Raw genomic sequence first — 26302 nt, forward strand, 5'->3', positions numbered from 1 at the left:
AAGATGATGAAACGCAGAAGTTGGCAGGAGTATCAGAAGGAGATTGCCGACGACCACTACTACTATGCCCGCAGCTGCATCCGGCAGAACTTCTTCCCGGGCAGCGAGAAGGCCTTTATCGATATCTTGACGAACGATCTGGGCAAGGATCTGCTCGACGATCCGAAACACTCGTCGTGCACCGGCATCGGCTACCATTCGGACATCGTGCCCCTGGAGACGATCATGACGGTGGTGGCGCGGCAGTTCGCGCTGATGAACGAGGCGGGCTACGAGAATTTCGTCACCTCGTGCATCACTTCGTTCGGCATCTACACCGAGGTGCTGGCCACGTGGAAAGAGTTTCCCGAGACCGAGGAGAAGACGCGCGAGAACCTCTTCAAGGCCACGGGGCGCGAATTCCGCAAACCGGCCAATGTGGCCCATACGTCGGACGTGATGTTCCACTTCCGCGACGAGATCGCCCGCCGGGCCAAGCACCGGCTGGTCAACGCCGTTACGGGCGAACCGCTGCGCGTGGTCGAGCATATCGGCTGCCACTACGCCAAGATCTTCCCCAAATCGGGCATCGGCGGCTCGGAGTTCCCCTACGTGCTGGCCGGCATGATCGAGTCGTGGGGCGGCGAGGTGGTCGACTATCCCGAACGGCGCCACTGCTGCGGCTTCGGCTTCCGCAACTACCTCGTACAGGCCAACCGCGGCTACTCGATCGCCAATTCGCATAAGAAGCTCGAGAGCATGGCCCCCTACAAACCCGACTTCATCGTGGCCAACTGCCCGGGTTGCGCGATGTTCCTCGACAAGTGGCAGTACGCCATCGCCGAGATGGAGGGGACGACCTACGGCCAGAACGGCCACGGCATTCCGGTGCTCACCTACGAGGAGATGGCCGGACTGGTGCTGGGCTACGACCCCTGGACGCTGGGCATCCAGATGCATCAGGTCGACGTCGAGCCGCTGCTCGACAAGATGGGCATCGACTACGACCCGGCGGCCAAATACCTGGGCCGCAACGGCAAATACATCGGCAAACCCGCGTCGGCGGTGGTCAACTGCTGCCCGACGGATACGATATACGACATCAGAGAGTAATGAAGAAACGCATCATCGTCATAGGCGGCGGCGTAGCGGGCATGCAGACGGCCCTGCGCCTCGTGGAACAGGGCATGGAGCCCGTGATCGTCGAGAAGGAGCCCGAACTGGGCGGCAAATTGAGGGGCTGGCACGTGTTGTTTCCCTCGTTCACCCCGGCCGAGGAGGTGTTGACCGACCTGCGGCGGCGGGTCAACGAGCACGGCATCGAGGTGATGACCTCCACCGAAGTGAAGGACTTCACGCCGCAGAGCGTGACGCTCGCCGACGGCCGACGGCTGACGTGCGAGGCGGTGGTGCTGGCCTCGGGATCGACCTTGTTCGACGCCTCGATCAAGGAGGAGTACGGCTACGGCATCTACGACAACGTGCTGACGTCGGCCGATCTGGAGCGGATGTTCAACGAGGGCCGCGTGGCCCGGGCCGACGGTACGGCGCCGCGCCGCATCGCCTTCCTGCACTGCGTCGGCTCGCGCGACGAGAAGGTCTGCCAGCAGCACTGCTCGAAGGTCTGCTGCGTGACGGGCGTCAAGCAGGCCATCGAGATGAAGCGCCTCTTCCCCGAGGCCGACGTCTTCAATTTCTACATGGATATCCGCATGTTCGGACCCGGTTACGAGGAGCTTTACCGCGAGGCGCAGCAGACCTATAACATCCACTTCGTGCGCGGGCGCATCTCGGAGGCGAGCCCCACGCTCGAGGGGCGCGTGCAGATCAAGGCCGAAGATACGCTCACGGGGCGTCCGCTGCGCATGAGCGTCGACCTGCTGGTGCTGCTCATCGGCATGCGGGCCAACGACGACAACGCCGCATTGGCCGAAGGTGCCGGGCTGCAGCGTGCCGCGAGCGGTTTCATGAAACCCCGCGACCTCTTCCTGGGCAACGTCTCCAGCAACGTCGGGGGAATCTTCTACGCCGGGACCGTGACGGCGCCGAAGACCATCGGCGAATCGTTGAACGAAGCAACCGCTGCGGCCGATGCCGCGGCCCGATACGTGGAGGCATAGAGCGATGGCAGCAATCAATTTCGGATATACGATCTCCAAGCCGCGGGTGATCGACCTCGACCGCAACAACCTGCGCAAGAGTGACGAGATCCTGCGCGAGATGCCCGAACTGCAGACCTGCATCGGCTGCGGGGCCTGCACGGCGATCTGTACGGCGGGCAACCTCACGTCGTTCAACTTCCGGCGGGTGCATACGCTGGTCCGCCGCGGCGAGTACCAGGGGGCCTACGAGGAGATGAACAAGTGCATGCTGTGCGGCAAGTGCCGCCTGGTCTGCCCGCGGGGAATCAATACGCGCGGGGTGGTGATGCTGATCAAACGTAAACTGGGAGATTTCTGACGATGACATTCTACGCACCCTTCTGTCTGCCGTTCATTCTCGGCGCCGCGGTGATGTTCCTCACGCTGTTCTGCAAGTGGGGCCACTGGCTTTGGGAGCTTCCGCGCCGCGACAAGATGCGTCTGCTGCGGGGCCTTCCCACGCGGAAGACCCTCGGAGCCGTGGGCGAGGTGATCAGCGAATCGCTGCTCCACCGCCGCATCTTCCGCGTCAACCCGCTGCTGGGCTACATGCACATGTCGCTGGCCTTCGGGTGGTTCCTGCTCATCGCCGTGGGGTGGATTGAGACCGTAGCCTACCTCGGTCTGCGCTACGTGCCGCTGCAGGGCCACGTCTTCTTCAAATACTTCGCCACGGGGCTCGAACACAAGCCGGTCTTCGACTTCCTGATGGACCTGCTGCTGCTCTTCGTCCTCTCGGGCGTGGCGCTGGCCTGGGGCAAACGCTTCTATTCGCGGGCCATGGGGCTGAAACGCACGACGAAACACGTCCTGGGCGACCGCATAGCCCTCTCGGCGCTGTGGTTCATCTTCCCGGCGCGTCTGGTGGCCGAGAGCACTACGTGTGCCATCTACGGCGGCGGGGGATTCCTCACCGGCTCGATCGGCAGCTGGATGGCCGCCCACATCGGGACGATGCCGCTGCTGACGATGGAGTCCGTGGCGTGGTGGTTCTACTCCTCGTGCCTGGGACTCTTCTTCGTGGCGCTTCCCTTCTCGCGCTACATGCACATCTTCACGGAGATCCCGCTCATCTTCCTGCGCCGTTACGGCATCCGCTCCTCGGAGAAGGAGTCGTCGTACGACCACTTTCAGGTCGAGGCCTGCTCGCGCTGCGGCATTTGCATCGACCCCTGCCAGCTGCAGAGCGTGCTGGGGATCAACGACGTGCAGTCGGTCTACTTCCTGCGCGACCGCCGCTACAACCATCTGCGGCTGCAGGTGGCCGACAACTGCCTGATGTGCGGCCGCTGTGCCGAGCGGTGCCCGGTCGACATCGACCTCAACACGCTGCGTCTGAATTCGCGCGACAAGATGCACAACGTCCCCGACGAACGCCGTTACGACTACTTCAAGGGGCAGGACCGCTCGTCGGGCGAGGGCAAGGTGGGCTACTTTGCGGGGTGCATGACGCTGCTCACGCCGCGTACGCTGACGGCCATGTCGACGATCTTCGAGGCGGCGGGCGAGGAGGTCTGGTGGGCCGACCGTGAGGGAGGCGTCTGCTGCGGGCGCCCGCTGAAGCTGGCCGGCGAGACCGATTCGGCCCGCAAGATGATGAAATACAACGCCGATCTCTTCCGCAAACACGGCATTACGACGCTTGTCACGTCGTGCCCGATCTGCCTGAAGGTCTTCCGCGAGGATTACGACCTGCCGGGCATCGAGGTGCTCCACCACTCGGAGTACATCCTGCGGCTGATCCGTGCCGGGCGTCTGACCCTCGAACACGGTTCGACGCGCTTTACGTACCACGATCCCTGCGAATTGGGACGCGGCAGCGGCATCTACGACGAACCGCGCGCCGTGATCGAGGTGGTCGGGGAGTTGTTGGAACCCGCCTCGACGCGTGAGAATGCCCTGTGCTGCGGTTCGTCGGTGGCCAATACGGCCATTTCGGACGGCCAGCAGGTGCAGATAGCCCGCTCGGTGGCGGCCGAACTTGAGGCGACGGGGGCCGAGGTGATCGTCACGGCCTGCCCGCTCTGCAAGAAGGCCATCGGACGCGGTACGCGGAGCCAGGTGCGCGATCTTTCGGAGATCGTGGCCGCCTCGCTAAAATAATTTTCGACGTCTAAATCGCTGATTGATGGCCGGTTCAGTCCGTTTCGACGAACCGGACGGAAAAAATAATTTGCAGGAGACTTTTTTTTGACTTATCTTTGCACACGCAAAGGCGATAGAAAGGGATCGGGCGAGGGCCGGCGGGTCGTCGCAGGATCAGAAGATATATCGCGGGATGGAGCAGTTGGCAGCTCGTCGGGCTCATAACCCGAAGGTCGGAGGTTCGAGTCCTTCTCCCGCTACCAAAGCGGACAATTCGAATGAGTTGTCCGCTTTTTCTTTGTAATGACATTTGTAATCTTCTGATATAGAGCGGAAAATCTCAAATACGCTGTTCTCTGCCAAGGTTCGATAACAGCCTTTTTCCTTATCCCAAACAATTCCCTGTGGATGGATTAGTTTTTGTATCTTTTGGCAGACTTCAAAATCCATTTGTTTCCATAATTCTCCTAATTTACAGGAAATTGCAATAGCGGTTGAGGTGAACACTCCCAAGTTCGATAAATCCTCAACTGTTCGGCTCAGCTCATTCTGCAAGGTTTCTTTTTGCTCTTCCAAATCCGCTAATGCTACTTGGAAAGTCTCTTTGTCAATCTCGTCAAAGGCAAATTTCTTACGCAGATTTTTGATCCTGGTCTCTGTGCTTTTGAGATGTTGCTCCAATTTCAATTTCTCTGTGTAGGATTTCTCATGCTTTTGTTGAAACTTGCGCTGGATCACCTTTTCTAAAATGGACCTGAGCTCATTTGGGAGATAGTATTGTGAAAGCAGAGAAGTGTATTGTTCGTGAAGGATTTCTGCTGCAATATTGGTTCTGCATCCTTTGACATTGCATTTGTAGTAGCCTTTCCCGTTTTTAGAGGCAGTGTATCCTGTGAACGGCTTTCCATGTTCAGCGCACAACACATGGCGTTTAAGAGGAAATTCAGGGGTAATTTGGCGCTGTTCGTAGCGGTCATGGTTTCCTGACAGGTTTTCCTGTACTTTGTTGAATATGGCTTCCGATACCAATTTCTCCTGCTTCCCTTCAATGATTCTGTCTCCAAGAAGTTGGTGTTGGATCTTTCCACAATAAAATACATTGCGGAAAATTTCAGTTAATCTTTGTTTGTGTATTTTTAAACCTCGTGCCTCCAGTCGGCGTACTATTTCCATATTGGACAAATTCTCATTGGCTTTCCATAGAAAAGCCTCTCTCAGCAGCTTGCCTGTTTCATTGACTGTGATGACATGCGTTTTTCCTTCTTTGTGTGAGTCGTACCCCATGGGTGGTCTGCTGTACCACTCCCCTCGTTCTATACAGGCGCGCATTCCTTCTCCACATTTGTGGCGCCTCATGGCATTGTCAATATTTGCAATGATGATGAGAATATCCTCTATCATGTCTGCTAAGCAATTATCTTGGTCGATGGGTTGGTTGACAGACTTTATGCAAATTCCACTCTTTTTCAATTTGGCTTTTGTGGCAATCCCTTCTGGAGAATTTCTGCTGAATCGGTCAAAGTCATAGACTACAATGCAGTTGATTTCGGGGTCAAGCAGTACCTCTGCTATCATGTTCAAGAAGAGTTTGCCTTCAACTTTGGCACTTTCATTCCTTGCTCCAAACTCTCCTTTGATTTTGATATGGTTTCGTTCGCAAAAGTTTTGACAGGCTTTTCTCTGTGTATCTATTGAACAGTTGTTTTTATACTGCTCCGCAGAGGATACCCGTGTCCAAATTACGGCTACTTGCTCTTTTTGGGCAACTCTTTTTCTTATGATTTCATCTTCATTCAGTTTTTTCTTTTTAATCATGGTTTATACTTTTAATTTTTTTTAAGTAGGATTCGTAGCTGATTTCTGCTATTGAATCAAGGTAGTTGAGGATGGTTAACATACACTCCTCATCTGTGATGTTTAACTTGTCGAATTCAGGTTTATATTCATCTAAGTTCTCTTTTTCAAACATGAATACTCTAAAATTCTATCCACAGAAAACTGTGGTTATTCGCTTTCGGCTCCTGCGTCATTCTTGCAGGACTTTTACTTTCGCCCTGGGATGCTTAGACCATCTATGCAATAGCATAGTGTAAAATTTTTTTATCACATACAGATTCGATTTTATTGATTAGCAATCTCAGAAACGAGATTTGAATAAACATACAGATAATATTTTTAAAAACCAAATTTTATATTTAATATTTTAAATAATTTTCTTGATTTTTTGGTTTACACTGTAAGTATCCGTTTTAGTACACAATTCGAATAAGTGGATTGAACAAACGCACTTAAGAAAAAATAATAGGTTAAAATATTTTGGGATAGAATAAAAAAATGTCTAAATTTGGTAGAGGAAATACCTGTGCGACTATAATCAGAAAAGATTATAGTTGCAGCTGTTTGTCGAATCAAAAAGGCCAAATTATTAAAAACAGCAGACAAGCAGTTTGGAACGCGTATCAAGCATGCGCGATTCCTGACTGTTTTGTATTATGCTGTTCCGTATAGGCCACGGTTGATTCATCAATACGTCAGTCGGTTTCGCGCACTTTTTAGGATAGTACAAAAAAAGTGCAGCAATGAAGAGAAGAAACCCTTTCACAGAACATCCCAATTTGCCTTCGGGCACCCTTTATCTGTTTCATCGCAGCGACAGGAGATGTCCTGCAGCAGACAGTCTGTTCGGGCTTATCGACAAAACGAGTATGGGCATCATTTATCTGGAATCGAGCAGTCGGGATCTGCGCCGATTTCGCTTCTGGCATCGCTTGCCGAAGCATTATCGCTATCATCGTCTGGCGAGTCGTTCCGAATTGCGGGATTATATATTCAATCTTGCTTATTATGAATGCGCCGCCATACAGAGCGGTATAGGCCGGACTTGCCGTACTCTCGTAAGATAGAATCCTGCACCCATTTATGAAGATTCCCCTGCGGGGAAGAGTGACGCGACTCATTGCAGGAGGGGGGGCACTGCCGCCCCCCCCCACACACACAGTCGGCATGTCCCCAGTAGGGAGTAGACAACGGCCGTATTGTATGCCGCCTCGTGGTTGCGGCAGAAGAGGTAGTTCTTGCGGCCCAATGCCAGCGGCCGTACGGCTTGCTCCGCGAGGTTATTGTCGATGCGGCATCTGCCGTCTGTGACGTAGCGTGCCATGCGCGGGTATAGCGCATAGGCATATCGGAGCGCTTTTTCTCACGTATGGCCTTGATTTCATCCAGGGGTATCCCTTGCTCCTTCACCCGGCGCTCTATGGCGTATAGCTGCCCGATCAACCGCAGGGCGTATTCCGCACGCTCAGGATCGTCATCCAAGGCATGTTCGAACTTGCGCCGGATATGCGCCCGACAGCCCAGCAGCAGGACTCTCCGCTTGTTCTCATAGATGTCGTAGGCTCCATAGCCGTCGCTCTGCACGGCGCCCCGGAAATCCTTCAGCAGCGACGGCCCGGCATTGGCGCGGGGAAGAGGTAAGGAAGGCAACTCACCGATAACGACTCCGTCGCCATTCGGCAAGGCATATTGGGGGCGTATCAGACGTCTGATATAGAGCACTCCGGGCTTGTATTCCAGCAGTTCGGTGATCTCCTCGCCGATACGTTTGCTCTCCGCAGGGAGTTCATCGGGTTCGATGATCTCGTCACGGCGTTCCAGATACACCGAAAAGATACGCCGTTGACGTTCTTCGACCGGTCGTTTGATGCGTGGCGCCGATTCCTTATGGGCGGCCTTCCCTTGCAGGACGGAATACTCCCGCTCCTCCTTTAACTCGGCTACCCTTCGAAGTCCAGCTTGAGTTGAGACGGATCGGATGGAATGAAGCGCTCCGACTTGCGACCGAACAACATCCTGCGCAACTGACGCAACTCGTCCTGCATCTTCTCCACCACGCCTTGAAGATTGTCGCGTTCCAACGACAGACGCTCGGCTGTGGCGCGAATCCCGTTCGGCCCTTACGGCCGCAAGGCGTCGTTCCGAACCGATGGTATAAGTATCTGTCGTATTGCCATTTTCCATATCTCAAAGACACGGAAAATAGATGGATTTACAAAGAAATTCGAGCGCTATTCATGCTGTTTTTCAAAGAAATATCGTAACGCTTGCGAGACCGTATGTGCTCCAACTCCACACCTTCGACCATCAATACCAACTCCCGCCACGAGACTTGATAACCGCCCTCGCGGGCCTCCAAACGAGGCAAGGTAAGAATACCCCGTTCAAAGCGCTTGTGATAGAGCACGAAGCCCCACGCTTGTAAAAAACGCTCGGCAAATCACCGCTCGAATAATACTTCTCTATCAACGGATAAACCAGACTCTTTGTCAAACGGTCGTATTTCTTGTTGTCCATAAATCCTGCTCGACCGGCTTTTTATTCTTCCGATCTTAAGCAAAGATAAAATCATGCTAAAACTTGGACAATATGTTCTTTAACGGATATTTACGCTGTATCTGCTCTATGAACTCGGTATCCGATTTTCTCGCGACAGACGTTGTCCTGGCGATTAGATGTAATCAGCGGCTATTGGGGAGATGCGATTATAAAGGGAGATTGGCAGAAATCGGACGCTGCTAATTTCTCTTTTCCATGTTAAAAATACAAAAGCGAGGTGGTGGCCGGTACATTGAGAAAAGCGCCGCACCGGAACTCTCCGGTGCGGCACGGCCGTCGAATCGGGAGGGTTTTAACTCTTGGAAGTGAGGGTGTAGACCCGATCGTCCCAGGGCATGATGGTTAGGGGCGAAATGGTGATTTTTTGGTTGTCGATGGCATTCCGGGTCTCAAGCGTGTGGAATTTCATGCTTTGCGTGTTGTACTCCTCTATCTGATAGTCGGTAGCATCGGCTCCTCCGACCTCGATTTCGAAACGGTAGGCCCGCTCGAAGAGCGGATTGACCACATAGACGTAGATCTCCTCTCCACACTTGACTGCATACGATTCCAGTCCCCGGATCGAGGTCTTGACCGGGACCTGCTCGAACGTGGCATTGTCGGCCACCATCATTCGGTTCGTGATCGTGCTGACCGACTTGTAGATCCAATCCATGTTGCGTTCGTCGAAAAACTCCCACCACCACGTCATCGGGTAGATCGGCGTCTCGTGGAAGACGCCGTGCCACTGCCCGCGGCGAAGATCGAAGTCGAAGAAGAAGCCGATCGAGTGGTCCAGGTTGTTCCAGTCCCAGTCGAATCCGAATTCACCGATGACATAGGGCTTCGCCCGTGATGCGTGTGAACGAGGTGATCTTCTGTGCGAAGGTCGGAGCGGTGACGAATGCCGGGAGCAGAGTCGCCGTCAGAATCGAGGCGAGTCTTCTTTTCATTTTGATTCGGGTTTTAAGGTTTTGTCTTGTGGAATGTTCTCCTTCGGGATCGGTTGCGTTGGGAATCGAACAGAAAATGATGGAATTACATTACTCGTTTTGCCGATCTTTGCTTAATTTCGGGTCAACTTTCAACCATAAAAAACGATTGTATGATTCAACCTCCCTATCAGCCCGCTCCGTTGCGTTACGAAAGCGGGATGTCGTATCGCCGCTCCGGGAAGAGCGGAATTCTGCTGCCGGCCCTCTCGCTCGGACTGTGGCACAACTTCGGCAGTCTGCAATCCTTCTCGAACGTCTGCCGCATGGCCTGCTGCGCCTTCGACCACGGGATCGTCCACTTCGACCTGGCCAACAACTACGGCCCCGATTACGGAACGGCCGAGGAGAACTTCGGACGCTTGATGGACCACGCCTTCCGGCCTTACCGCGACGAACTCTTCATCTCCTCGAAGGCCGGCTACGACATGTGGCCGGGGCCCTACGGAAACTGGGGGTCGCGCAAGTACCTCATGGCCAGTCTTGACCAGACGCTCCGGCGAACGAAACTCGACTATGTCGACATCTTCTATTCCCACCGGTTCGATCCCGTGACGCCGCTGGAGGAGACGCTTCAGGCGTTGGTCGACATCGTTCGCAGCGGCAAGGCCCTCTATGTCGGCATCTCGCGCTATCCGCTCGAAGCGGCCCGCTTCGCTTTCCGCTATCTGGCCGAGCGCGACGTGCCGTGCCTGCTCTTCCAGGACCGTTACAACATCTTCGACCGCGAGCCCGAGACCTCGGGGGTGCTGTCGCTGGCGGCCGAATCCGGAGCCGGATTCATCGCCTTCTCGCCGCTGGCCCAGGGGTTGCTGACGAACCGATACCTGAATGGAATCCCGCAGGACTCGCGGATGGCATCCGGCGGTTCGTTGAAGCGCGACGACCTCACCGAAGAGAAACTCTCCCGGATTCGAGCCCTCAACGATCTGGCCCGGCAGCGGGGACAGACACTGGCCGAGATGGCACTGGCATGGCTGCTGCGTGATGAGCGGGTCTCTTCGGTCATCATCGGGGCCAGTTCGGTCGCCCAGATCGAGGAAAACCTCAAGGCTCTGCGCAACACGACCTTCTCGACGGAGGAGTTGGCGGAGATCGACCGGCAGTCGATCGGATAGCGTTTGGCGGCTTTTGTCGTGAAAGAGTGCCGGATTTCCGGCACTCTTTTTTTGGGGCGGTCTACCGGAGGCGGTATTTCCCGTCGGAGAGCTCGATCTCGTCGAGTGTCAGCGTTCGCGGATCGTTGTAGATCTGACGGACGGCCTCTTCGGAGGTGAGACTGTCGGTCTTCTGGCTGTTGATGAAGTAGCCCCAGACCATGAACCACGACCAGTCGGGCTGATTGTGGTAGGAGTCCGGATCCGGCAGTTGTCCGACCTCACCCAGGGCGATCAGCTTGTCGCCCGCCAGCGCCCGCAGATCGTCGTGGTGCGACTGCTTGTAATCCCGGTGATAGACATCGGCCGCAAGGATATCGACGTAGTCGGAGCCCGGGTAGTAGTCGGCATATGGCCCGGCCTCGTCGCCCTGCTTGTCGCGCGGAGCGTTGGTGTTCCAAACCCACAGCAGGTTGTTGAGGCCGTGCTCCTTGGTAAAGTAGTTGTAGGTCATGATCCACAGTTTCTTGAATCCGTTCTCACCCGGTTTGTTGCACCACCAGAACCAGACGCCGTTCATCTCGTGGTACGGACGCCAGAGGATCGGAATGCCGGCGTCGCGCAACTGCTTGAGGTAGGGGATGACCGTGTCCATCTGTTTTTTCCACAGGGTGTTGAGCGGGGTTCCGTCGGTCGTCAATTCCGCCCAGACTTCATCCGAGGGGCGGTTCTGCCAGGTCCAGATCGAGGCGCCGTTGCAGTCGTTGCACTCCGATGGGAAGCAGCAGTGCCACATCAGTGTGATGATCCGTCCTTCGGCGTAACGCTGCTTGATCTCCTCGACCAGATTCTGGCGCAACTCCTCCGTCGAGCGGCCGTTGAGCAGGCATTCGCCCCAGGGAGAACTCAGATTCATCGGTCCGCAGTGGTGGTACTCTGCGATGTTCTCCCCGAGGGCGTTGAAACTGAAGTCGCTGCCCCAGACTGCGGGGCGCTTGCCTGTGATGGCGTAGACTACGGAGTCGTAGCGGGAGAGGTCGCTGATGAAATTGTGCTGTCCGGCAAGCGTGTATTTGCCGCGGAGCAAGTGGAGAAATTCGAGCAGTTGGCATGCTTCGGGCGAGGCTTCCGGGTTGACCGGAGCAACGACGGGGCGTTCCGGGCTGCAGCCGTACAGCAGGAGTGCCGTCGTCCATGCGATTATCAGACGCTTCATGGTTGCCTATTTTACGGTGACGTTTTTGGGCATGGAGTACATGTCGGGCAGATCCCGCTCCAAAAGGGTCCACTCGTCGGCAGCGAACCGCTTGAAATCTTCGGCCGACACATCCGAGGGATAGGGGCCGTAGGCATGTCGGGGATTGTCGTTGCGCCAGGCCACGACCATTGCGCATGGCTCGTCGCGCAACACACGCAGTACATCCTGGGTCCAATAGTCGGCTTTGTGATTGTTTTCGAGCCCCGTCTCGGTGACGCCGACCGGCTTGTGCTTGAGTTCGCGCACCTCGACCAGCGCTTTCACATTCGATTCAAAGGCCTTGGTGTTGCGGCCGTGGTAGCAGTCCATGCCGATGAAGTCGACCCATTCGTCGCCCGGCCAGCGGAACAGCAGCCGACCCTCCGTGTTCTTGTAGACGGCATCCATTTGCGGCGAGATTGCATAGATGACGTTGTGGATCCCCTGGGTGTCGCGCAGGTAGCTGACGATGAAGCGCCAGAAGGCGATGAACTCCTCCTCGGTCGTGGCTGAACTTCCCCACCAGTTCCAGGTTTGGGTGTGCTCGTGCAGCGGGCGGAAGATGACGGGAATCGGGCGTCCCTTCTCGTCGACCATCTTGCGGAACGCCTCGGCTACGCCGTCCAGGCGGGCCTTGTATTTGAGATTCATCGGCGAACCCTCCTTGAGAATCTGATCGACGACCTTGGTGTTGTCCCAGGCCGTACCAACCGGGTATTTCTTGCCCGGACCTTCCGTCAGCGGATTGCTCTGATGCCAAACGAGCATACATACACCGCCCCGTTTGTGAGCCTCCTGGATGAGACGGATCTTGGTGTCGTTGATCCCGGCCATGTCCAGGCTGTAAACAGCCGGATGGGAGCCGACGATGTCCTTCACATCGGAACGATCCTTGTCTCCCTTCCATCCGATTCCGTACGACGGGTAGTCATGGTGGCCGAACATGACGCCATTCAGTCCGATGCACCACAGATTGGCGTAGAGCGCTTTGGTTTCGGGGGTCGCATTGGGATCGACCATCTTCAGGATTGTCTTTTCGGGAGCCTTGAGGCGTTTTCCTTTGCCGGATGCGTATCCGGACAGAACGAGTAGAAGGCTGAATCCCAGTAACATAAATCTTTTCATAAGCAAGTGGTTTTAGTGGTTGTTTCGAAACAATCGTTGTGCGAACCCGTAAAGCTGGAGGCGCCAGAATTGCCACTCGTGTCCCCACGGGGCATCATGGAACTCGCACCGCACACCCCGCCGGTGCAGCTCGTCTACCGTATCGAGGTGGCCGGCATGACGCGGATCTTTCGTTCCGCAGGCGATCCACAGCAGGGCTAGTTCGCGGTTGATTCGTTCCGGATCCTCCATGACTCCCGGGATATAGCGTTCGTAGTCGAAAGTCCCGTCGCTCAGGATCCCTGCGCTGAACTGGCCGATTGCCGAGAACAGATCCAGATTGCGTAAACCGATGACGAAAGCCTGACCGCCTCCCATCGAGAGCCCGGCGATCGCCCGGCAGCGCTTGTCTCTACACACCTGATAACGGTTTTCAACAAGCGGAATGACATCCTCGATCAGCTCCCTTTCGAGCAGTTGCATGCCCTCAGGGGTGCTGCCTCCGGCCCAAGAACCGTCCGTAAGACCGTTCGTCATGACGACGTACATCGGCACGGCGGCCTTCTCGGCGATCAGATTGTCCATGATTGCGGCCACGCGGCCTTCGCGCATCCAACTGCCTTCGAAGTCGCCGCCACCGTGACGCAGATAGAGAACCGGAAGACGGCGTGCGGGGTGCTCAACAGCCTCACGCGGAACATAGATCCACGCCGTACGCAACTGCCCGAGCGATGAAGAGCGGTAGGGGAGCAGGTGTACCTCGCCGCCGACACGGCGACGTTCGTCGAAGCGGGGCTTTTCGCCGCCGCGAACCTCGACGACGCTGCCATAGATCGTAGTTCCGGCCTTTACGTCGGGATTGACCGGATCGACGGTCTCGAATCCGTCGATCCGGAATTTGTACTGATAGATTCGCGGCTCGACCGGGCCGATCGTCAGGCTCCATATTCCATCCGTATCGCGCTGCATCGTCTGCGGAACGACATCCCATTCGTCGAAAAGCAGCTCGACCCGTTCCGCCTGCGGGGCCCGGAGGCGGAACGTAATTGTCCGGTCGTCGTGCACCTCCGGGGAAAATTTCGGCCCGGCGGGTTTCCACCATCCTTCGGTCGAAAAGGTATTCCGTGTCCGCTCCGGATGCCGCACGGTATCTTGGGCCTGTGTCCGGACGCTGCCCGTCGCCAGCAACAGGCAGCAGACGATGTTCGCTATTCGTCCCATACGAAGGTTCCCGTGGCGCCGGGAGCGAGGTTCAACTCTGCATATCGGCCGTTGTACTGTATGGATATGGAGCGGCGTGACCACGAGTCATTGGCCACGATCAACACGATCTTTCCGTCGGGTGTGCGGAAGGCCGCATTGGGCGCCACGTCAGCGTGTTCGGTGATCTGTGCCCGGTAGACCTTCGGACGTTGTTCGTCCTCGCCGAGCGTTACCGTCCGGTCGCCCGGCGCTGTCGAGGCGATGCGTACCGAACCGGGACGGACGAACTGCGAGGCGTGCGCAATGACATAATAGGCCAGGTTGCGGGTCGCCGAATCGCCGTCGATGGTCAGCGCTCCCTGGCAGGAAGGACATCCGCCGTTGTCGGTGTGGGGATCGTTCAGGGGGTCGGCCGCCAGGTTCCACAGCACGACGGTGCGGCTCCAGTTGCGCATGGGGCCGACAATGAGTCGTTTAGTCGATGCGGCGATGTCGATGCGGGGGGTCCCGGGACGTTCGGTGGTCATCTGTTCGGTGAAGAGAATGTCCTTGTCGGGACGGGCTTCGTGCACGTAGGTCATGGCGCTCATGTCGCCGGCATAGTGATGGAACGCCGCTCCGGACACGTATTGTGCCGCTTCGGGGTCGTTGTAGATGGCCAAGGCATAGTCGGGGCGGTCGCAGTTGTGGTCGAAAACGATGATTTTCGTATCGAGTCTCGCCTTGCGGAATTTCGGTCCGAGGTGGTTTTTGACGAAGTCGGCCTGCTCCCAGGCGAACCAGAACATGCTGGGTGTATTGGTCGAACGCAGCGGCTCGTTTTGGATTGTCAGGGCATTGATCGTGATGCCGTGGACCTCCATCTCCTGCACATAGCGCACCAGGTAGTCGGCATAGACTCCATAACACTCTTTGCGCAGTTGTCCGCCGCGCACGTCATAGACGGTCTTCATCCACGACGGAGCCGACCAGGGAGATGCCAGTACGTAGATGTCGGGATTGATCTCCAGAATCTTGTTCATGACCGGAATTACGTCCCGGAGATCCTGCGAGAGCGAGAAGTGTTCCAGTTTGAAATCTTCCTGGCCTTCGGGCATGTCGTCGTAGAAGAAAACGAAACGGTTCAGGTCGGAGGCTCCGACCGTCAGACGCACGCAGCTCACGCCGGCGCCTTTCACTGGATCGAACACGTCACGGAGAGTCGCTGTACGGGCTTCGGGCGACATGCGCATGAGCATCTCGGCGCTGCCGCCCGTCAGGGCGAAGCCGAAACCATCGACCGGCTGGAAACTTTGCCGCGGGTCAATGACGATATAGGAACTGCGACCGCTGCGGTCGTCGCGCACATCGGAAAACTCGTACTCTTCGGATTCAGCGTAAAGTGCGGAGCGGTCGGGAAGCGTAACGTAGGAACGGACGGTCTGTGCGGATGCCGTAACGGCCATGCCCGACAGAGCGCCGGCCAGAAGTAACAGTTTGCGTTTCATGATTCGGTTGGGTTTATAGGTGTTCTGCTTTGTCGATCAGTCCCCGAAGGCCCGACGGGCCTCCCGATCGGGATCTTCCGCCGTTCGACAGCGGTCGTCGAGGATCATTACCTCTCCTTTGCTGGGCGTGTAGCGGGGCCATGAAGGCAACGACGGACAATTGGGGTCGCCCGTGCGCATGAAGGCGAGCAATGCGTCGGCCATGCGGTACGAGAGGTCCCGCGGGGCCTTGCCGCCTCCCGTATGGGTCACCATGCGGTCGGTGTTCAAGAACCAGAAACTGATGTCGATACAGTGGAAGGCGCGGTGGCGTCCGTCGAAAAGTGGCGATTCCCATCCGAACCACGCCATGTAGACGGGCGATTGCTGCTCCCGGCACTTTACGTCGGCCGTGTGGACGACGCCCCGGCGGTTCGAGACGATGACGCTCCACAGTTCGATGGGACGCAGTTCGGGAAAACTCTTCGCATAGGCTTCGACAATGGCGCCGGACCGCTCTCCGAAGACGGGTGTCAGATGCTCGACCACGCCTTCCGTTGTGACCGATTCCAGTTCGGGGTCATCGCGGTCGGGATTCCACTCGTGAAATGTCGAACAGAGCAACATCGGGACATCCGTTCCCCAGGTGCGATAACGCCCCGTATAGAACTCTCCGTCGGGCAGGTCGCGGCCGTCGCCGACGGGGGCGAAGCCGCCCCGCTGCCCGACACCCGGAATCTCGTTCAGATGCTGTGCGGCACGCTCGGCAAGGGACATATACTCCTCCCAAGGCATCTGCTGCAGCGAATCGATCTGCGAGGCATCGAGACCTGCCTCGCGGAGAATGGCGGAGCCAAGCGCTTCGGCATACTCTTTCGAATTGGCCCGGGTTGCATTCCCGCTCAAAGCCACGGCTTTGTGGAAAAGCCCTTTGGCCGCCGGCATGGCACAGAGGTTGCACACTTTCGCACCGCCGCCCGACTGTCCCATGATCGTGACATTCTGCGGGTCACCGCCGAAAGCCTCGATATTGTCGCGCACCCATTCGAGGGCAGCCACGAGATCGAGCATCCCCACGTTGCCCGACGAGGCGTACTTCTCTCCGCCCGCACCTGCGAAATCCGAGAAGCCCAGCGGACCGAGGCGATGATTGACCGAGCAGAAAACAATGTCTCCGTAACGGGCGATATTCTCACCGTCGTAGCCGTCCTGCTCGATGCCGTTACCGCGAGCAAAGCCGCCCCCGTGCAGCCAGACGAGAACCGGTCGGCGTTTGCTGTCGAGTCCCGGTGTCCAGACGTTCAGACGCAGGCAGTCCTCGCTCATGCCGTCGTAGTTCCAGTGGTCGACGAACATCGAGTAGGACTCCGGGCGGCGATCGTAGAAGCGCTGGGGGGCCGAATCGCCAAAAGCTACGGCCGGACGTATGCCTTCCCATGGTTGCGGCGGTTGCGGCGGCATGAAGCGGTTCTCGCCCGACGTGGGGGCGCCGTAGGGGATACCCCGGAATTGATAGATCCCGCGCAGTATGAAACCGCGGACCTTGCCATGACAAGTCGGAGCGACTGCGATCTGCTCGCCGATGAAGAGTTGCTGGGAGTCGGCGTCAGGCATCGGGTTGCGGGGAGATGCTGCCTGGGCGGGAAGCGTGGCCGCAAGAAGCAAAAAGATTCCTGGCAGGAGATGCAAGGTTTTTCTCATGGTTAAAAAAGTATTAGTTTCAGGTTCGTTTTGTACCAGCTCCGGAGAATTGTTTCCGACTGGAACAAAAATAATAGATCGGGGCGGTTTTCAATCATACTTTTTTGCCATAATCCAATCCTTTTACGACCGTATGTCCCGCATGCTGTCTGCCGAAATCGAAAATTAGACAATTGGATATATGTGCACGGATGGCTGCCATTCAGGACTTTGGCCGTCGGATGCAGCACTGCTCCCTCCATGTCGCAGGAAAGTCAGAGCGCGGCGTATCTTGGTATTATTTTGTTTTGTCGGAATTTTTTTATAATTTTGTTTACAGCCAGTTGCCGCGTGATACATTAATAAATAAAGAGCGATGAAGATTTTTTGCGAAAATACGCCGCTGACCGACAACGATTGTTTCGTGATCTTCTCTCGCGAAAAAAGTTGCTTCGACTTCCCGCTCCATACCCACAAGGAGTTGGAACTGAATCTGGTGCTCAACGGCGCCGGGGCTTCCCGCGTAATCGGCAGCCATGTGGGCACGATTGGCGATGCGGAACTCGTCTTCGTCAACGGAGAGATCCCGCACGCCTGGTTTACAGACGCTTGCTGCTCCCGGTGCATCCATGAGGTTACCCTACAGTTCAGCCCCGATCTGATCGACGACAAGTTGTTGAACCGCAATTCGTTGACAGCCCTCAGGCAGCTTTTCGAGGAGGCCCGGCGCGGGGTGCTCTTTACGGAACAAACGGCCTTCGAAGTGGCTCCAGCTCTCCAACGCATCTACGAACGGGGTTCGGCCGGCGGTATGCAGCCGTTGCTCGATGTCCTGGCCGTTCTCAATACGCTCTCGCTCTCCTCCGACCGGAAGCTGCTCTCCGACCTGACCTTTGCCCAAAAGAAGAATGTCTCGTATTCGCAGCGTCTGGAGACGGTTTTTACCTACATGAACCGCAATTTCAACCGACAGATCTCCTTGCGGGATGTCGCTGAAACGGTTAACATGTCCGAAGTTTCGTTCAGCCGCTTCATCAAAAAGTCTACCGGACAGAGTTTCATCGATACGTTGGCCGAAATCCGCCTGGGACATGTCTCGCGTATGCTCATCGATACGGACATGACCATTGCCGAGATCGCTTTCTGCTGCGGATTCAATAACATGGCCAATTTCAATCGCATCTTCAAACGCAAGAAAGGAATGCCTCCCCACCAGTTCCGCACCTTGTTCGTCCACAAAAAAATATTCGTCTGACCTTCGTCCTCTTCTATAAGTCAGAGTAGGGTTGTTTTGTATTGCATTTTGTTAAAAAAACATTAATTGCAATAGTCGGTTTTTGAGTAAGTTTGTACAACGGTAAGATGCAAGCTGTCCGATGGCCTGATCGCCGGGTGCGCAGGTCAGTGTGATTGTCTTATCTGAAATTGTAAACTAACCTAAACCAATTAACTCTATGCAAAGAATCTTCTCTTATGTTTTGTTGTGCCTGGTGGGTTTGCTTTTGACCGGTTGTTACGAAAACAACTCGTCGGCACCGGACATGGTGGACCCCTGGCTGCGTGAGCGGACTCCGTTGAGTTTTCGTGTGGAAAATCAGGTCGGGGCCGCTGTTATTACCGATGATTGGCGTCACGATGAGGCCGGTACGATCAATCTTCAGTTGGTAACCTCGGCCATCGACGACTTGTCGCAGGTGAAAGTTGAGGAGATTGAACTCCAATACAATGCGACGGCTTCGGTCCAGCCTGGAAGTATGATCGACTTGAGCGACGGAACCTGTGAAATCGTAATTACCGCCGAGAGTGGTGAAACTCGAACCTACACTATCTCCTATTATTCGTTCGTCGAACCCTTTGAAGGCGTTTACGACATGGATTACGATGTTGAGAGTCATGACGAATCTCAGTACGAGAACGGGGATGCCTTTGCTCTCTGGTTCTTCGGCGGCTCAAACGACGGTTGCTATTGTCAGTCGCTGATGTGGAAGCACTGGAACTGGCAGAATGACTACAAGCCTTTGGTCGAAGACGACAACGTGATTACCATTACGCTTGCAGGGGTCGATAGCGAAACCGGCGACACCTATGGAACCTGTATCAACGATCCCGGCCCGGATGGCAAGTATGCCAACTTCTACTGGACTGGGAATGGCGGTATTGATCTGAAAAAATTCTATCGCTGCATCCCCGAGGGCGAGAGCTCGTGGCGCAAGGACGGCACTACCGGCCTGATCACCTTTACGGCCGAGGATGGTACGGCCCACACCGCGACCTTCTATGACGAACCTACGACACTGACCTATTCTCAAGAAGGTAAGACCTTTACCTGCGAGATTCACTATCAAGGACTTGAATTCCCCGTGGCCGGAACTCCCATGTCCGGTTGGTCGGATTATTCGGACTATGACAAGTATGTCCAGAATCCGCAGAAATTCATTGTCAAGTTGAAAAAACGTTCTTGATTCGAATCTATGAGTCGTGTTAAAATGTTGATAGCAGAAACCCTCTGCTGTATGCTTTTATGTGTAGCTGCCACTTCGTGCGGTGGCAGCGATATAGATATTCCCGACTCGTACGGACAGACGACGCCCGGCCAAAATCAGGATCCCGATACTGATCCTGATACTGATCCCGACCCAGACCCGAATCCTGACCCTGACCCGAATCCGGAGCAGGTCACACTGACGATGGTCGATCCTGCTGCAACGGCTGAAACCCGGGCACTCTACTCGAATCTGTGGACGATTGCCTCCACCGGCTTTATGTTCGGACACCACGACGACCTCTGGTATGGCCGTTATTGGTACGATGAACCGGGCCGCTCCGATACGAAGGAGGTTTGCGGCGACTATCCTGCCGTGTTCAGTGTCGATTTCGGTCCGTTGATGGACAATCGGTTCGAGTCGGACAAACTTGAGAACGAAATTCGCCGTCGGGTGATTCTCGAAGCCTACGATCGCGGTGAAGTCATCACGGCCTGCTGCCACCTGAACAACCCGCTCACGGGAGGCGATTCGTGGGATAACAGCAATACGGGAGTGGTGAAGGCCATCCTCGACGAGTCGACCCCGACGCATACGAAGTATATGGAGTGGCTCGATCGTGTGGCCGATTTTGCCAACAATCTCCGCGGTGACGACGGTTCGCTGATCCCCGTCATCTTCCGCCCTTATCACGAACATACGCAGGAGTGGTCCTGGTGGGGGTCGAAGTGTACGACCGAAACGGAATTCATCGAATTCTGGCGTATGACCGTCCGCTATCTGCGCGATACGAAGGGCGTGCATAACTTCATTTACGCCATTTCGCCGCAAATGGATGCCGTCTATAGCAACACGCGCGAAAGGCTGCTGTTCCGCTGGCCAGGCGACGAATGGGTCGATTTTATCGGAATGGACTGCTATCACGGACTGAATACGGAGGCCTTCACATCCAACCTTCGTGCCATGAGTGCACTCTCGCAGGAAAAACTCAAACCGTGCGGGGTCACTGAAACCGGCCAGGAGTCCTTCGAGAAGACCGACTATTGGACCAGTTGCATCCTTGCTCCCCTGATGGGACAGCGAGTCTCGATGGTGGTCATGTGGCGCAACAAGTATGTGGGCGAAAACGAGTCGGACAAACACTTCTACTCGGTTTATCCCGGACATGTTTCGGAGGATGACTTCAACATCATGTATAACCGCTCCCGTTCGCTCTTCAGCAGCGATCTGCCCGATATGTATACGATGGCTGAGCATGTCACCATCCAGTGATCAAAAAACAACCGGAAAACTTTAATACTACGAAACCTATGGTGAAAAACTTTAAAACCTCATTGCTGTATACGCTGGTAATGGTGTTGGGTTGTATCGCCCCCCCCCTTGTGGGAAGCGCTCAAACTCACACTGTTACGGGTGTTGTGAAAGATGAGAAAGGCGCCGCTTTGCCGGGCGTGACCATCATGGTGAAAGGCACGACTACTGGAACGACCTCCATGGCCGACGGCCAATACTCCATCGAGGTAGCCCCGGGAAACGAACTCGAATTCTCATTCCTCGGTTATACGTCCCAGACGGTCAGCGTCTCCTCTCAGACCGTGCTCAACATCGTCATGAAGGAGTCTTCGCTGCTGGCTGAGGAGGTAGTCGTCACGGCCTATGCGATCCAGAAGAAGGTAAACGTGACGGGTGCCATCTCCCAGGTCAAGGGTACGGATCTGGTTGCCACGCCCGTGGCCAATATCTCAAACGCCCTGATCGGCAATACGCCCGGCGTGAGCGGTCTGCAGACCTCGGGTGAACCCGGACACAACGATGCTTCGATCCGCATCCGCGGTATCTCGACCTATGGTTCGGCCAGTCCGCTGATCGTCATCGACGGTGTCGAACAGCCTTCGGAACAGGCTATGGCCGAACTGAACGCCATGGATGCCAACGAAATCCAGGGGATCAGCGTCTTGAAGGATGCCTCTTCGACGGCCGTTTACGGTATCCGCGGTGCCAACGGTGTAATCATCGTCACGACCCGCCGCGGTCAGAGCGGTACGCCGAAGGTCAACTTCTCGATGAACTACGGCTTCACGACTGCGTCGAGTCTGCAGAAGGGTACCTCGGCTTACGAGTACGCCCTGTTGCGCAACGAGGCCATCCGTCATGACCAGCGGAGTTTCGCCGGAACGGAGAGCCTTTCGACCTACATCTACGACGACTATGACCTGTGGAAATTCAAGAACAACCGCGATTATACGCCCGTAGAGGTGGATGCCCGCGGCGATTTGACGGCAGCCCAGAAGGAGTTGCTGAAGAACCAGCCGGCTCTTTATTATGCCAGCCGCGACCTTTACAAAGAGATGTTCGATCGGGTGGCTCCGCAGATGCAGATCAACCTGAATGTCTCGGGGGGTACGGAGCGTGTGAAATATTTTGTCTCTTTCGGCTATTTCTCCCAGCAGGGTATTACGACGGATATTCAGTATTACGACGCCGATACGGGGTCGAATTTCAACCGGTACAACTTCCGTTCGAATTTCGACATCCAAGTGGCCAAGAACTTTAAGGTGTCGCTCAATGTGGCCGGCCAGTTCGGCAAATCGCAGGGTTTGGGCAGCGGCAGCGATCCCTACGACCTTTCGTCGCGCTACAAGGGCATCATGCAGTATATCTACGATGCCAATCCGTTTATCTCGCCCGGCATGATCGACGGCCATCTGATCGAGGGCTTTGCCGGTGTCGCCGGAACCGAGCAGAATCCGTTGGCCAATAAGACCGCCAGTACGATCGGCAACCAGAATGCCATCGTCAGCTTGTTGAGGGCCGGAACCAACAGCATTTTCAACTCGTTGTTGGATAATACGATCAAACTGGAGCATACGATGGATTATCTGCTCAAGGGCCTGCGCATCTACGGTACGGTCAACTACCAGGACAATTACAACCGGATCGTGAAGTATACGCCGTCGATTCCGACCTACACGGTCCAGCGCAACCCGACCGATCCGACGCGTCTCGACTTCTTCGGCGGCGGCATGGGGGCCGGATCGTTCGAGTCGTGGGGCTACAGCAACTGGAACAAACTCTATCTGGACGCCGGGATCGACTGGCACAACAGTTTCAACGGGCACAATGTCTCGGCGCTTGTGCTGGGGAAGGCCTCGCGGTATACGATGCCGGGCGACTCGTACAACGTGCCTTCGGGTGTGATGGGCTTCGTCGGCCGCGTGACCTATAACTACGAGGATCGCTACATGGCCGAGGTGAACGTCGGCTACAACGGTACCGAGCAATTCGCCAAAGGAAAGCGTTTCGGCTGGTTCCCCGCCTATTCGATCGGTTGGGTGCCGACGGCCGAGAACTTCTTCCCCGAGAATGATATCCTTACCTTCCTGAAGATCCGCGCATCGTACGGTGAGGTAGGTAACGACCAGCTGGGCGGCAACCGCCGGTTCTACTATCTGCCCAACACCTACAATCTGAATCAGGGCGGATACTGGCTCGGCAACTCGAACGGCTCCTCGCCGAACCCCTACTGGAGTGGTGCTACGGAGGGTACGCTTGGTAATCCCGACATCACGTGGGAGCGCGCCAAGAAGTACGACGTGGGTATCGAGGCGCGCATGTTCCGCGACCGGCTCTCGATTACGGCCGACTACTTCCGCGAGGATCGCCGCAACATCCTCACTACGCTCGGTACGATTCCGGGAATCTATGGCGTGGCATCCAGCTCGGTGCCGCCGGTCAATGTGGGCGTGACCAAAAATCAGGGCTACGAACTGCTGGTTTCGTGGTCCGATCAGGTCGGGGACTGGCGCTACTCGCTGAGCGGAGATATCAGCTATGCCCGCAACAAGATTATTTACAAGGCCGAGGCTTCGAATCCCTACTATTGGATGAATGAGACGGGCTTTTCCATCGGACAGCGCTTCGGTTTGGTGAGCGACGGGCTCTATAACACGAACGAAGAGCTGATCAACAGCCCCTACAATACCTATACGGCCAACCGGGCCTCGCTGGGCGATATCCGCTATGTGGATCTCAACGGCGACGGCTTGATCGACAACAAGGATGTGGCGCCCATCGGCTTTCCGAACTATCCCGAGTATCATTTCAACGTGAAAGCCTCGGTGGGTTGGAAAGGCTTCGATCTGCGCGTGCTGTTCATGGGTACGGCCAACGGGTCCTACTACCTGACGCCCGGTATGGTCATGCCGTTCTACAAAAAGGCGGGTAATGCCTGGAAGTGGATGTACGACGGCCGTTGGACGGCCGAGCGCTATGCCGCCGGCGAGAAGATCTCCTTCCCGCGCGTGACGTTCGACCCGAACTCTTCGGACAACAACTACCTGACCAGCGACTATTGGATGAAGTCGAGCAACTATTTTAAAATCAAGAATATCGAGTTCGGTTATACGTTCGACATGACGCGCGGGGCTCTGGCCCGCAGCCGGATCAGCGCCATCCGGGTGTACTTCAATGCGAATAACGTGTATACCTTCAAGAACGAACTTACCGATATCGGTATCGACCCTGAGACGGTGGATGGAAGCACCTATATCTATCCGTTGACCCGCGTATTCAGTTTCGGGGTGAACTTGACTTTCTAATGCTCTCAATACTGAAATCAAATGAAAAAAACACTCATAACATTGCTCGTCGTCGTGTCGTTGGGGATGACCGGTTGTCAGGATACCTTCCTGCAGATGCCCGACACGACCGGAACCGTCGACCTGAATGAAGTTTATGGGTCGGCCAGAAATGCGAAAAGTGCCCTGATGACTTGTTATCGCGAGTGCCTGATCCACGGTCTGCCGGGCGGATGGGGCGTAGGTCATGGTACGCTCGGAGCCATCAGCGGCGAGGTCGCACGCGGATACTCCTGGCACGGAACCTACACGATTGTCAACTCCGGGCTGAGCGTTACCGGAGTCGACGGCTCCGATGCCGGTGCAGATCATTTCGGAAACAACTGGGCCTACATCCGTCATTGCTGGACGGTGTACGAGAATATCGATATGGTGCCCGACATGACTTCCGAAGAGAAGGGCTACGTCAAAGGGGAGGTTTTGGCGCTGATTGCCTACCGCTACATGGGTATGTTCTATCGTTACGGCGGTCTGCCCATCGTTCGCAAATCGTTCACTTCGGCTGCCGATCCCGATGTCTCGGTGGGCCGTTCGTCGCTGAGCGAGACGCTCAATTATATCCTCGAATTGTGCCAAAGAGCCTATGACCTCCTTCCCGAAGGGGATTGGGATGCCGCCGACCAGGGCCGCATGACACGGGGTGCGGTGCTGGCTATCAAGGCCCGGACGCTGCTCTTCGCCGCCCGCCCGCTCTTCAATTCGGCAACGCCTTATATCGAGAGTGCCCATAACGATCTGGTATGTTTCGGCTCGGCCAGCGACGAGCGCTGGAACGATGCCATCAAGGCCAACGAAGCGGTGCTGGAGTGGGCTCTTGCGCACAACTATCAGCTGCTCAATACGGGAGGAGCCGGGGTCGGACAACCCAATCCCAATGCCTTCGTCGATTATGCCACCGCTACCTCCACCCCGTCCAACCGCGAGGTGCTGCTGGCCTACAAGTGTAATGAGACCGATCAGTGGACCTGGCCCGGAAGTGCGATCTTTTATTACAACAACTATTCGAACTACTGGACCAACAACCGCTATGATACGGATATGAGCGGTTTGCTGAGTAATTTCCTGGAACTCTATTACGACGAGAACGGAGAGGATATCGACTGGCCTAAGGTCGGGGATGCCGCGCCGCGCGATGCTTCGGATTGGCTGACAAGGATCAATGGTATTGAGCCCCGCGCCAAGGCTGACAATATCTTTATCGGTTTTGACGCCTTCAACAACCCGGGCAACTCGAACTGGACGGCTAACAATTGGGGACGTCAGACGGGTAATGCCGCTAAGACCGGCTCCTTCCCCGATGTCCTCGGTACGGACAAGGGCTGTGCGGCCCCGACCAAGTTCTATTACAATGCGGGTTCGCGCATTTGGTTTGAGTTCCCGCTGTTCCGGATGGCCGAAATCTATCTCAATCTGGCCGAAGCCTACAATGAGTATGGAAACTCTACCAAGGCGCTCGAAAATCTGAATATGGTGCACAACCGCGCCGGGTTGCCTGCCGTTACGGAAACGGACCAGGATCAACTCCGCGAGATTATCCACCGCGAACGCGCCATCGAGTTCTATCGGGAGAATCTGCGCTACTACGACGTGAAGCACTGGAAGGATGCGAATATCGATAAAGGGATCATCGGCGGCGATATGCGCGAACTCCAGTTCAAGGTCAAGTCTGACGCTTCGGGCAGCCTCAATCTGGCGGAGGGTCTCGAGTCCTATTGGAATGCGGTTACCTATACGTCCTACTGGAGCCCCAAGATGTACCTGGAGCCGCTACCCCAGTCGGAGATCAACAAGGGTACGCTGGTACAGAACCCCGGATATTAATAT

General features: G+C 55.9%; 20 protein-coding genes, 1 tRNA gene and 2 pseudogenes. 11 read left to right on the forward strand and 12 right to left on the reverse strand.

Annotated features, from left to right (window positions below; translation table 11 throughout):
- Nucleotides 1–3: 3 nt before the first annotated feature.
- The 5 genes from B5E60_RS05185 to B5E60_RS05205 all read left to right on the forward strand — a co-directional run bounded on the left by B5E60_RS05185 (nt 4) and on the right by B5E60_RS05205 (nt 4468).
- On the forward strand, nt 4–1092 hold the full coding sequence (locus B5E60_RS05185; protein ID WP_087310018.1) for a CoB--CoM heterodisulfide reductase iron-sulfur subunit B family protein: 1089 nt from the start codon (nt 4–6) through the stop codon (nt 1090–1092).
- Nucleotides 1092–2099: an FAD-dependent oxidoreductase gene (locus B5E60_RS05190; RefSeq protein ID WP_087310020.1), complete on the forward strand. Its 1008-nt coding sequence runs from the start codon at nt 1092–1094 to the stop codon at nt 2097–2099. Before B5E60_RS05185 ends, B5E60_RS05190 begins: the two co-directional genes overlap by 1 nt.
- Before the next feature lie 4 nt (nt 2100–2103).
- Complete coding sequence (locus B5E60_RS05195) at nt 2104–2439, forward strand: 4Fe-4S dicluster domain-containing protein (RefSeq protein ID WP_087310022.1); 336 nt, start codon at nt 2104–2106, stop codon at nt 2437–2439.
- A 2-nt stretch (nt 2440–2441) separates the two neighbouring features.
- A complete protein-coding gene (locus tag B5E60_RS05200) occupies nt 2442–4223 on the forward strand; it encodes a (Fe-S)-binding protein (protein ID WP_087310024.1) in 1782 nt (593 codons plus the stop codon).
- Nucleotides 4224–4392: 169 nt separating this feature from the next.
- A tRNA-Met gene (locus B5E60_RS05205) sits at nt 4393–4468 on the forward strand.
- Here the strand turns inward: B5E60_RS05205 and B5E60_RS14435 are convergent.
- The 7 genes and pseudogenes from B5E60_RS14435 to B5E60_RS14320 form a co-directional block, all read right to left on the reverse strand.
- Nucleotides 4425–6020 (reverse strand): recombinase family protein, encoded by a 1596-nt coding sequence (locus tag B5E60_RS14435; protein ID WP_446697995.1) that lies wholly within the window; start codon nt 6018–6020, stop codon nt 4425–4427. The two genes, B5E60_RS05205 and B5E60_RS14435, sit on opposite strands and share 44 nt — an antisense overlap.
- A 1183-nt stretch (nt 6021–7203) precedes the next feature.
- Nucleotides 7204–7401 (reverse strand): annotated as a pseudogene (locus tag B5E60_RS14440) (IS66 family transposase); the annotation flags it as partial.
- Nucleotides 7389–7868, reverse strand: a pseudogene (locus tag B5E60_RS14445) (IS66 family transposase); the annotation flags it as partial. The pseudogenes B5E60_RS14440 and B5E60_RS14445, both read right to left, overlap by 13 nt.
- A gap of 113 nt (nt 7869–7981) precedes the next feature.
- On the reverse strand, nt 7982–8122 hold the full coding sequence (locus B5E60_RS05240; RefSeq protein ID WP_087310032.1) for an IS66 family transposase: 141 nt from the start codon (nt 8120–8122) through the stop codon (nt 7982–7984).
- 131 nt (nt 8123–8253) lie between these two features.
- Nucleotides 8254–8448, reverse strand: a complete 195-nt coding sequence (locus B5E60_RS14450; RefSeq protein WP_143260671.1) for a transposase — start codon at nt 8446–8448, stop codon at nt 8254–8256.
- 444 nt (nt 8449–8892) lie between these two features.
- Complete coding sequence (locus B5E60_RS05250; RefSeq protein ID WP_087310035.1) at nt 8893–9291, reverse strand: hypothetical protein; 399 nt, start codon at nt 9289–9291, stop codon at nt 8893–8895.
- A 115-nt stretch (nt 9292–9406) separates the two neighbouring features.
- Nucleotides 9407–9532 (reverse strand): hypothetical protein, encoded by a 126-nt coding sequence (locus tag B5E60_RS14320; RefSeq protein ID WP_262481280.1) that lies wholly within the window; start codon nt 9530–9532, stop codon nt 9407–9409.
- Between the two features lie 152 nt (nt 9533–9684).
- On the opposite strand from B5E60_RS14320, the gene B5E60_RS05255 reads away from it, so the two are divergent.
- Complete coding sequence (locus B5E60_RS05255; protein ID WP_087310036.1) at nt 9685–10689, forward strand: aldo/keto reductase; 1005 nt, start codon at nt 9685–9687, stop codon at nt 10687–10689.
- 61 nt (nt 10690–10750) lie between these two features.
- On the opposite strand, the gene B5E60_RS05260 is transcribed toward B5E60_RS05255, so the two are convergent.
- The 5 genes from B5E60_RS05260 to B5E60_RS05280 are packed head-to-tail and all read right to left on the reverse strand — an operon-like array spanning nt 10751 to nt 17379.
- Nucleotides 10751–11884, reverse strand: a complete 1134-nt coding sequence (locus tag B5E60_RS05260) for a glycoside hydrolase family 26 protein (protein WP_087310037.1) — start codon at nt 11882–11884, stop codon at nt 10751–10753.
- 6 nt (nt 11885–11890) lie between these two features.
- On the reverse strand, nt 11891–13030 hold the full coding sequence (locus tag B5E60_RS05265; protein ID WP_204246444.1) for a glycoside hydrolase family 26 protein: 1140 nt from the start codon (nt 13028–13030) through the stop codon (nt 11891–11893).
- A 12-nt stretch (nt 13031–13042) separates the two neighbouring features.
- On the reverse strand, nt 13043–14230 hold the full coding sequence (locus B5E60_RS05270) for an esterase (protein WP_087310038.1): 1188 nt from the start codon (nt 14228–14230) through the stop codon (nt 13043–13045).
- The gene (locus tag B5E60_RS05275) at nt 14218–15699 is read right to left on the reverse strand and encodes a glycoside hydrolase family 30 protein (RefSeq protein ID WP_087310039.1); all 1482 of its coding nucleotides are present in this window, start codon (nt 15697–15699) and stop codon (nt 14218–14220) included. Before B5E60_RS05275 ends, B5E60_RS05270 begins: the two co-directional genes overlap by 13 nt.
- Nucleotides 15700–15735: 36 nt before the next feature.
- On the reverse strand, nt 15736–17379 hold the full coding sequence (locus B5E60_RS05280) for a carboxylesterase/lipase family protein (protein ID WP_087310041.1): 1644 nt from the start codon (nt 17377–17379) through the stop codon (nt 15736–15738).
- 355 nt (nt 17380–17734) lie between these two features.
- On the opposite strand from B5E60_RS05280, the gene B5E60_RS05285 reads away from it, so the two are divergent.
- The 5 genes from B5E60_RS05285 (at nt 17735) to B5E60_RS05305 (ending at nt 26299) form a co-directional block, all read left to right on the forward strand.
- Entirely contained in the window at nt 17735–18613 is an 879-nt protein-coding gene (locus B5E60_RS05285) for a helix-turn-helix domain-containing protein (RefSeq protein ID WP_087310043.1), read from the forward strand.
- A gap of 199 nt (nt 18614–18812) precedes the next feature.
- A complete protein-coding gene (locus B5E60_RS05290; RefSeq protein WP_087310045.1) occupies nt 18813–19820 on the forward strand; it encodes a cupredoxin domain-containing protein in 1008 nt (335 codons plus the stop codon).
- A 225-nt stretch (nt 19821–20045) separates the two neighbouring features.
- Nucleotides 20046–21113 carry a glycoside hydrolase family 26 protein gene (locus B5E60_RS05295; protein ID WP_239403236.1) on the forward strand — a complete coding sequence of 356 codons (1068 nt, stop codon included), beginning with the start codon at nt 20046–20048 and terminating at the stop codon, nt 21111–21113.
- 80 nt (nt 21114–21193) lie between these two features.
- Complete coding sequence (locus tag B5E60_RS05300; RefSeq protein ID WP_262481281.1) at nt 21194–24439, forward strand: SusC/RagA family TonB-linked outer membrane protein; 3246 nt, start codon at nt 21194–21196, stop codon at nt 24437–24439.
- Between the two features lie 21 nt (nt 24440–24460).
- The gene (locus B5E60_RS05305; protein ID WP_087310051.1) at nt 24461–26299 is read left to right on the forward strand and encodes a RagB/SusD family nutrient uptake outer membrane protein; all 1839 of its coding nucleotides are present in this window, start codon (nt 24461–24463) and stop codon (nt 26297–26299) included.
- Nucleotides 26300–26302 lie beyond the last annotated feature (3 nt).

It is taken from the genome of Alistipes sp. An116, from assembly GCF_002161005.1.
Lineage (GTDB): Bacteria > Bacteroidota > Bacteroidia > Bacteroidales > Rikenellaceae > Alistipes > Alistipes megaguti.

What these genes read in the sequence shown, in the direction of transcription:
- B5E60_RS05200 (WP_087310024.1), top strand. Translation starts at nt 2,442, where the DNA reads ATGACATTCTACGCACCCTTCTGTCTGCCGTTCATTCTCGGCGCCGCG.
- B5E60_RS05250 (WP_087310035.1), bottom strand. Translation starts at nt 9,291, where the DNA reads ATGACGTGGTGGTGGGAGTTTTTCGACGAACGCAACATGGATTGGATC.
- B5E60_RS05305 (WP_087310051.1), top strand. Translation starts at nt 24,461, where the DNA reads ATGAAAAAAACACTCATAACATTGCTCGTCGTCGTGTCGTTGGGGATG.
- B5E60_RS05285 (WP_087310043.1), top strand. Translation starts at nt 17,735, where the DNA reads ATGAAGATTTTTTGCGAAAATACGCCGCTGACCGACAACGATTGTTTC.
- B5E60_RS05290 (WP_087310045.1), top strand. Translation starts at nt 18,813, where the DNA reads ATGCAAAGAATCTTCTCTTATGTTTTGTTGTGCCTGGTGGGTTTGCTT.
- B5E60_RS05270 (WP_087310038.1), bottom strand. Translation starts at nt 14,230, where the DNA reads ATGGGACGAATAGCGAACATCGTCTGCTGCCTGTTGCTGGCGACGGGC.
- B5E60_RS05195 (WP_087310022.1), top strand. Translation starts at nt 2,104, where the DNA reads ATGGCAGCAATCAATTTCGGATATACGATCTCCAAGCCGCGGGTGATC.
- B5E60_RS14320 (WP_262481280.1), bottom strand. Translation starts at nt 9,532, where the DNA reads ATGAAAAGAAGACTCGCCTCGATTCTGACGGCGACTCTGCTCCCGGCA.
- B5E60_RS05300 (WP_262481281.1), top strand. Translation starts at nt 21,194, where the DNA reads ATGGTGTTGGGTTGTATCGCCCCCCCCCTTGTGGGAAGCGCTCAAACT.
- B5E60_RS05185 (WP_087310018.1), top strand. Translation starts at nt 4, where the DNA reads ATGATGAAACGCAGAAGTTGGCAGGAGTATCAGAAGGAGATTGCCGAC.
- B5E60_RS05255 (WP_087310036.1), top strand. Translation starts at nt 9,685, where the DNA reads ATGATTCAACCTCCCTATCAGCCCGCTCCGTTGCGTTACGAAAGCGGG.
- B5E60_RS05295 (WP_239403236.1), top strand. Translation starts at nt 20,046, where the DNA reads ATGGTCGATCCTGCTGCAACGGCTGAAACCCGGGCACTCTACTCGAAT.
- B5E60_RS14435 (WP_446697995.1), bottom strand. Translation starts at nt 6,020, where the DNA reads ATGATTAAAAAGAAAAAACTGAATGAAGATGAAATCATAAGAAAAAGA.
- B5E60_RS05190 (WP_087310020.1), top strand. Translation starts at nt 1,092, where the DNA reads ATGAAGAAACGCATCATCGTCATAGGCGGCGGCGTAGCGGGCATGCAG.
- B5E60_RS05275 (WP_087310039.1), bottom strand. Translation starts at nt 15,699, where the DNA reads ATGAAACGCAAACTGTTACTTCTGGCCGGCGCTCTGTCGGGCATGGCC.
- B5E60_RS05265 (WP_204246444.1), bottom strand. Translation starts at nt 13,030, where the DNA reads ATGAAAAGATTTATGTTACTGGGATTCAGCCTTCTACTCGTTCTGTCC.
- B5E60_RS05280 (WP_087310041.1), bottom strand. Translation starts at nt 17,379, where the DNA reads ATGAGAAAAACCTTGCATCTCCTGCCAGGAATCTTTTTGCTTCTTGCG.
- B5E60_RS05260 (WP_087310037.1), bottom strand. Translation starts at nt 11,884, where the DNA reads ATGAAGCGTCTGATAATCGCATGGACGACGGCACTCCTGCTGTACGGC.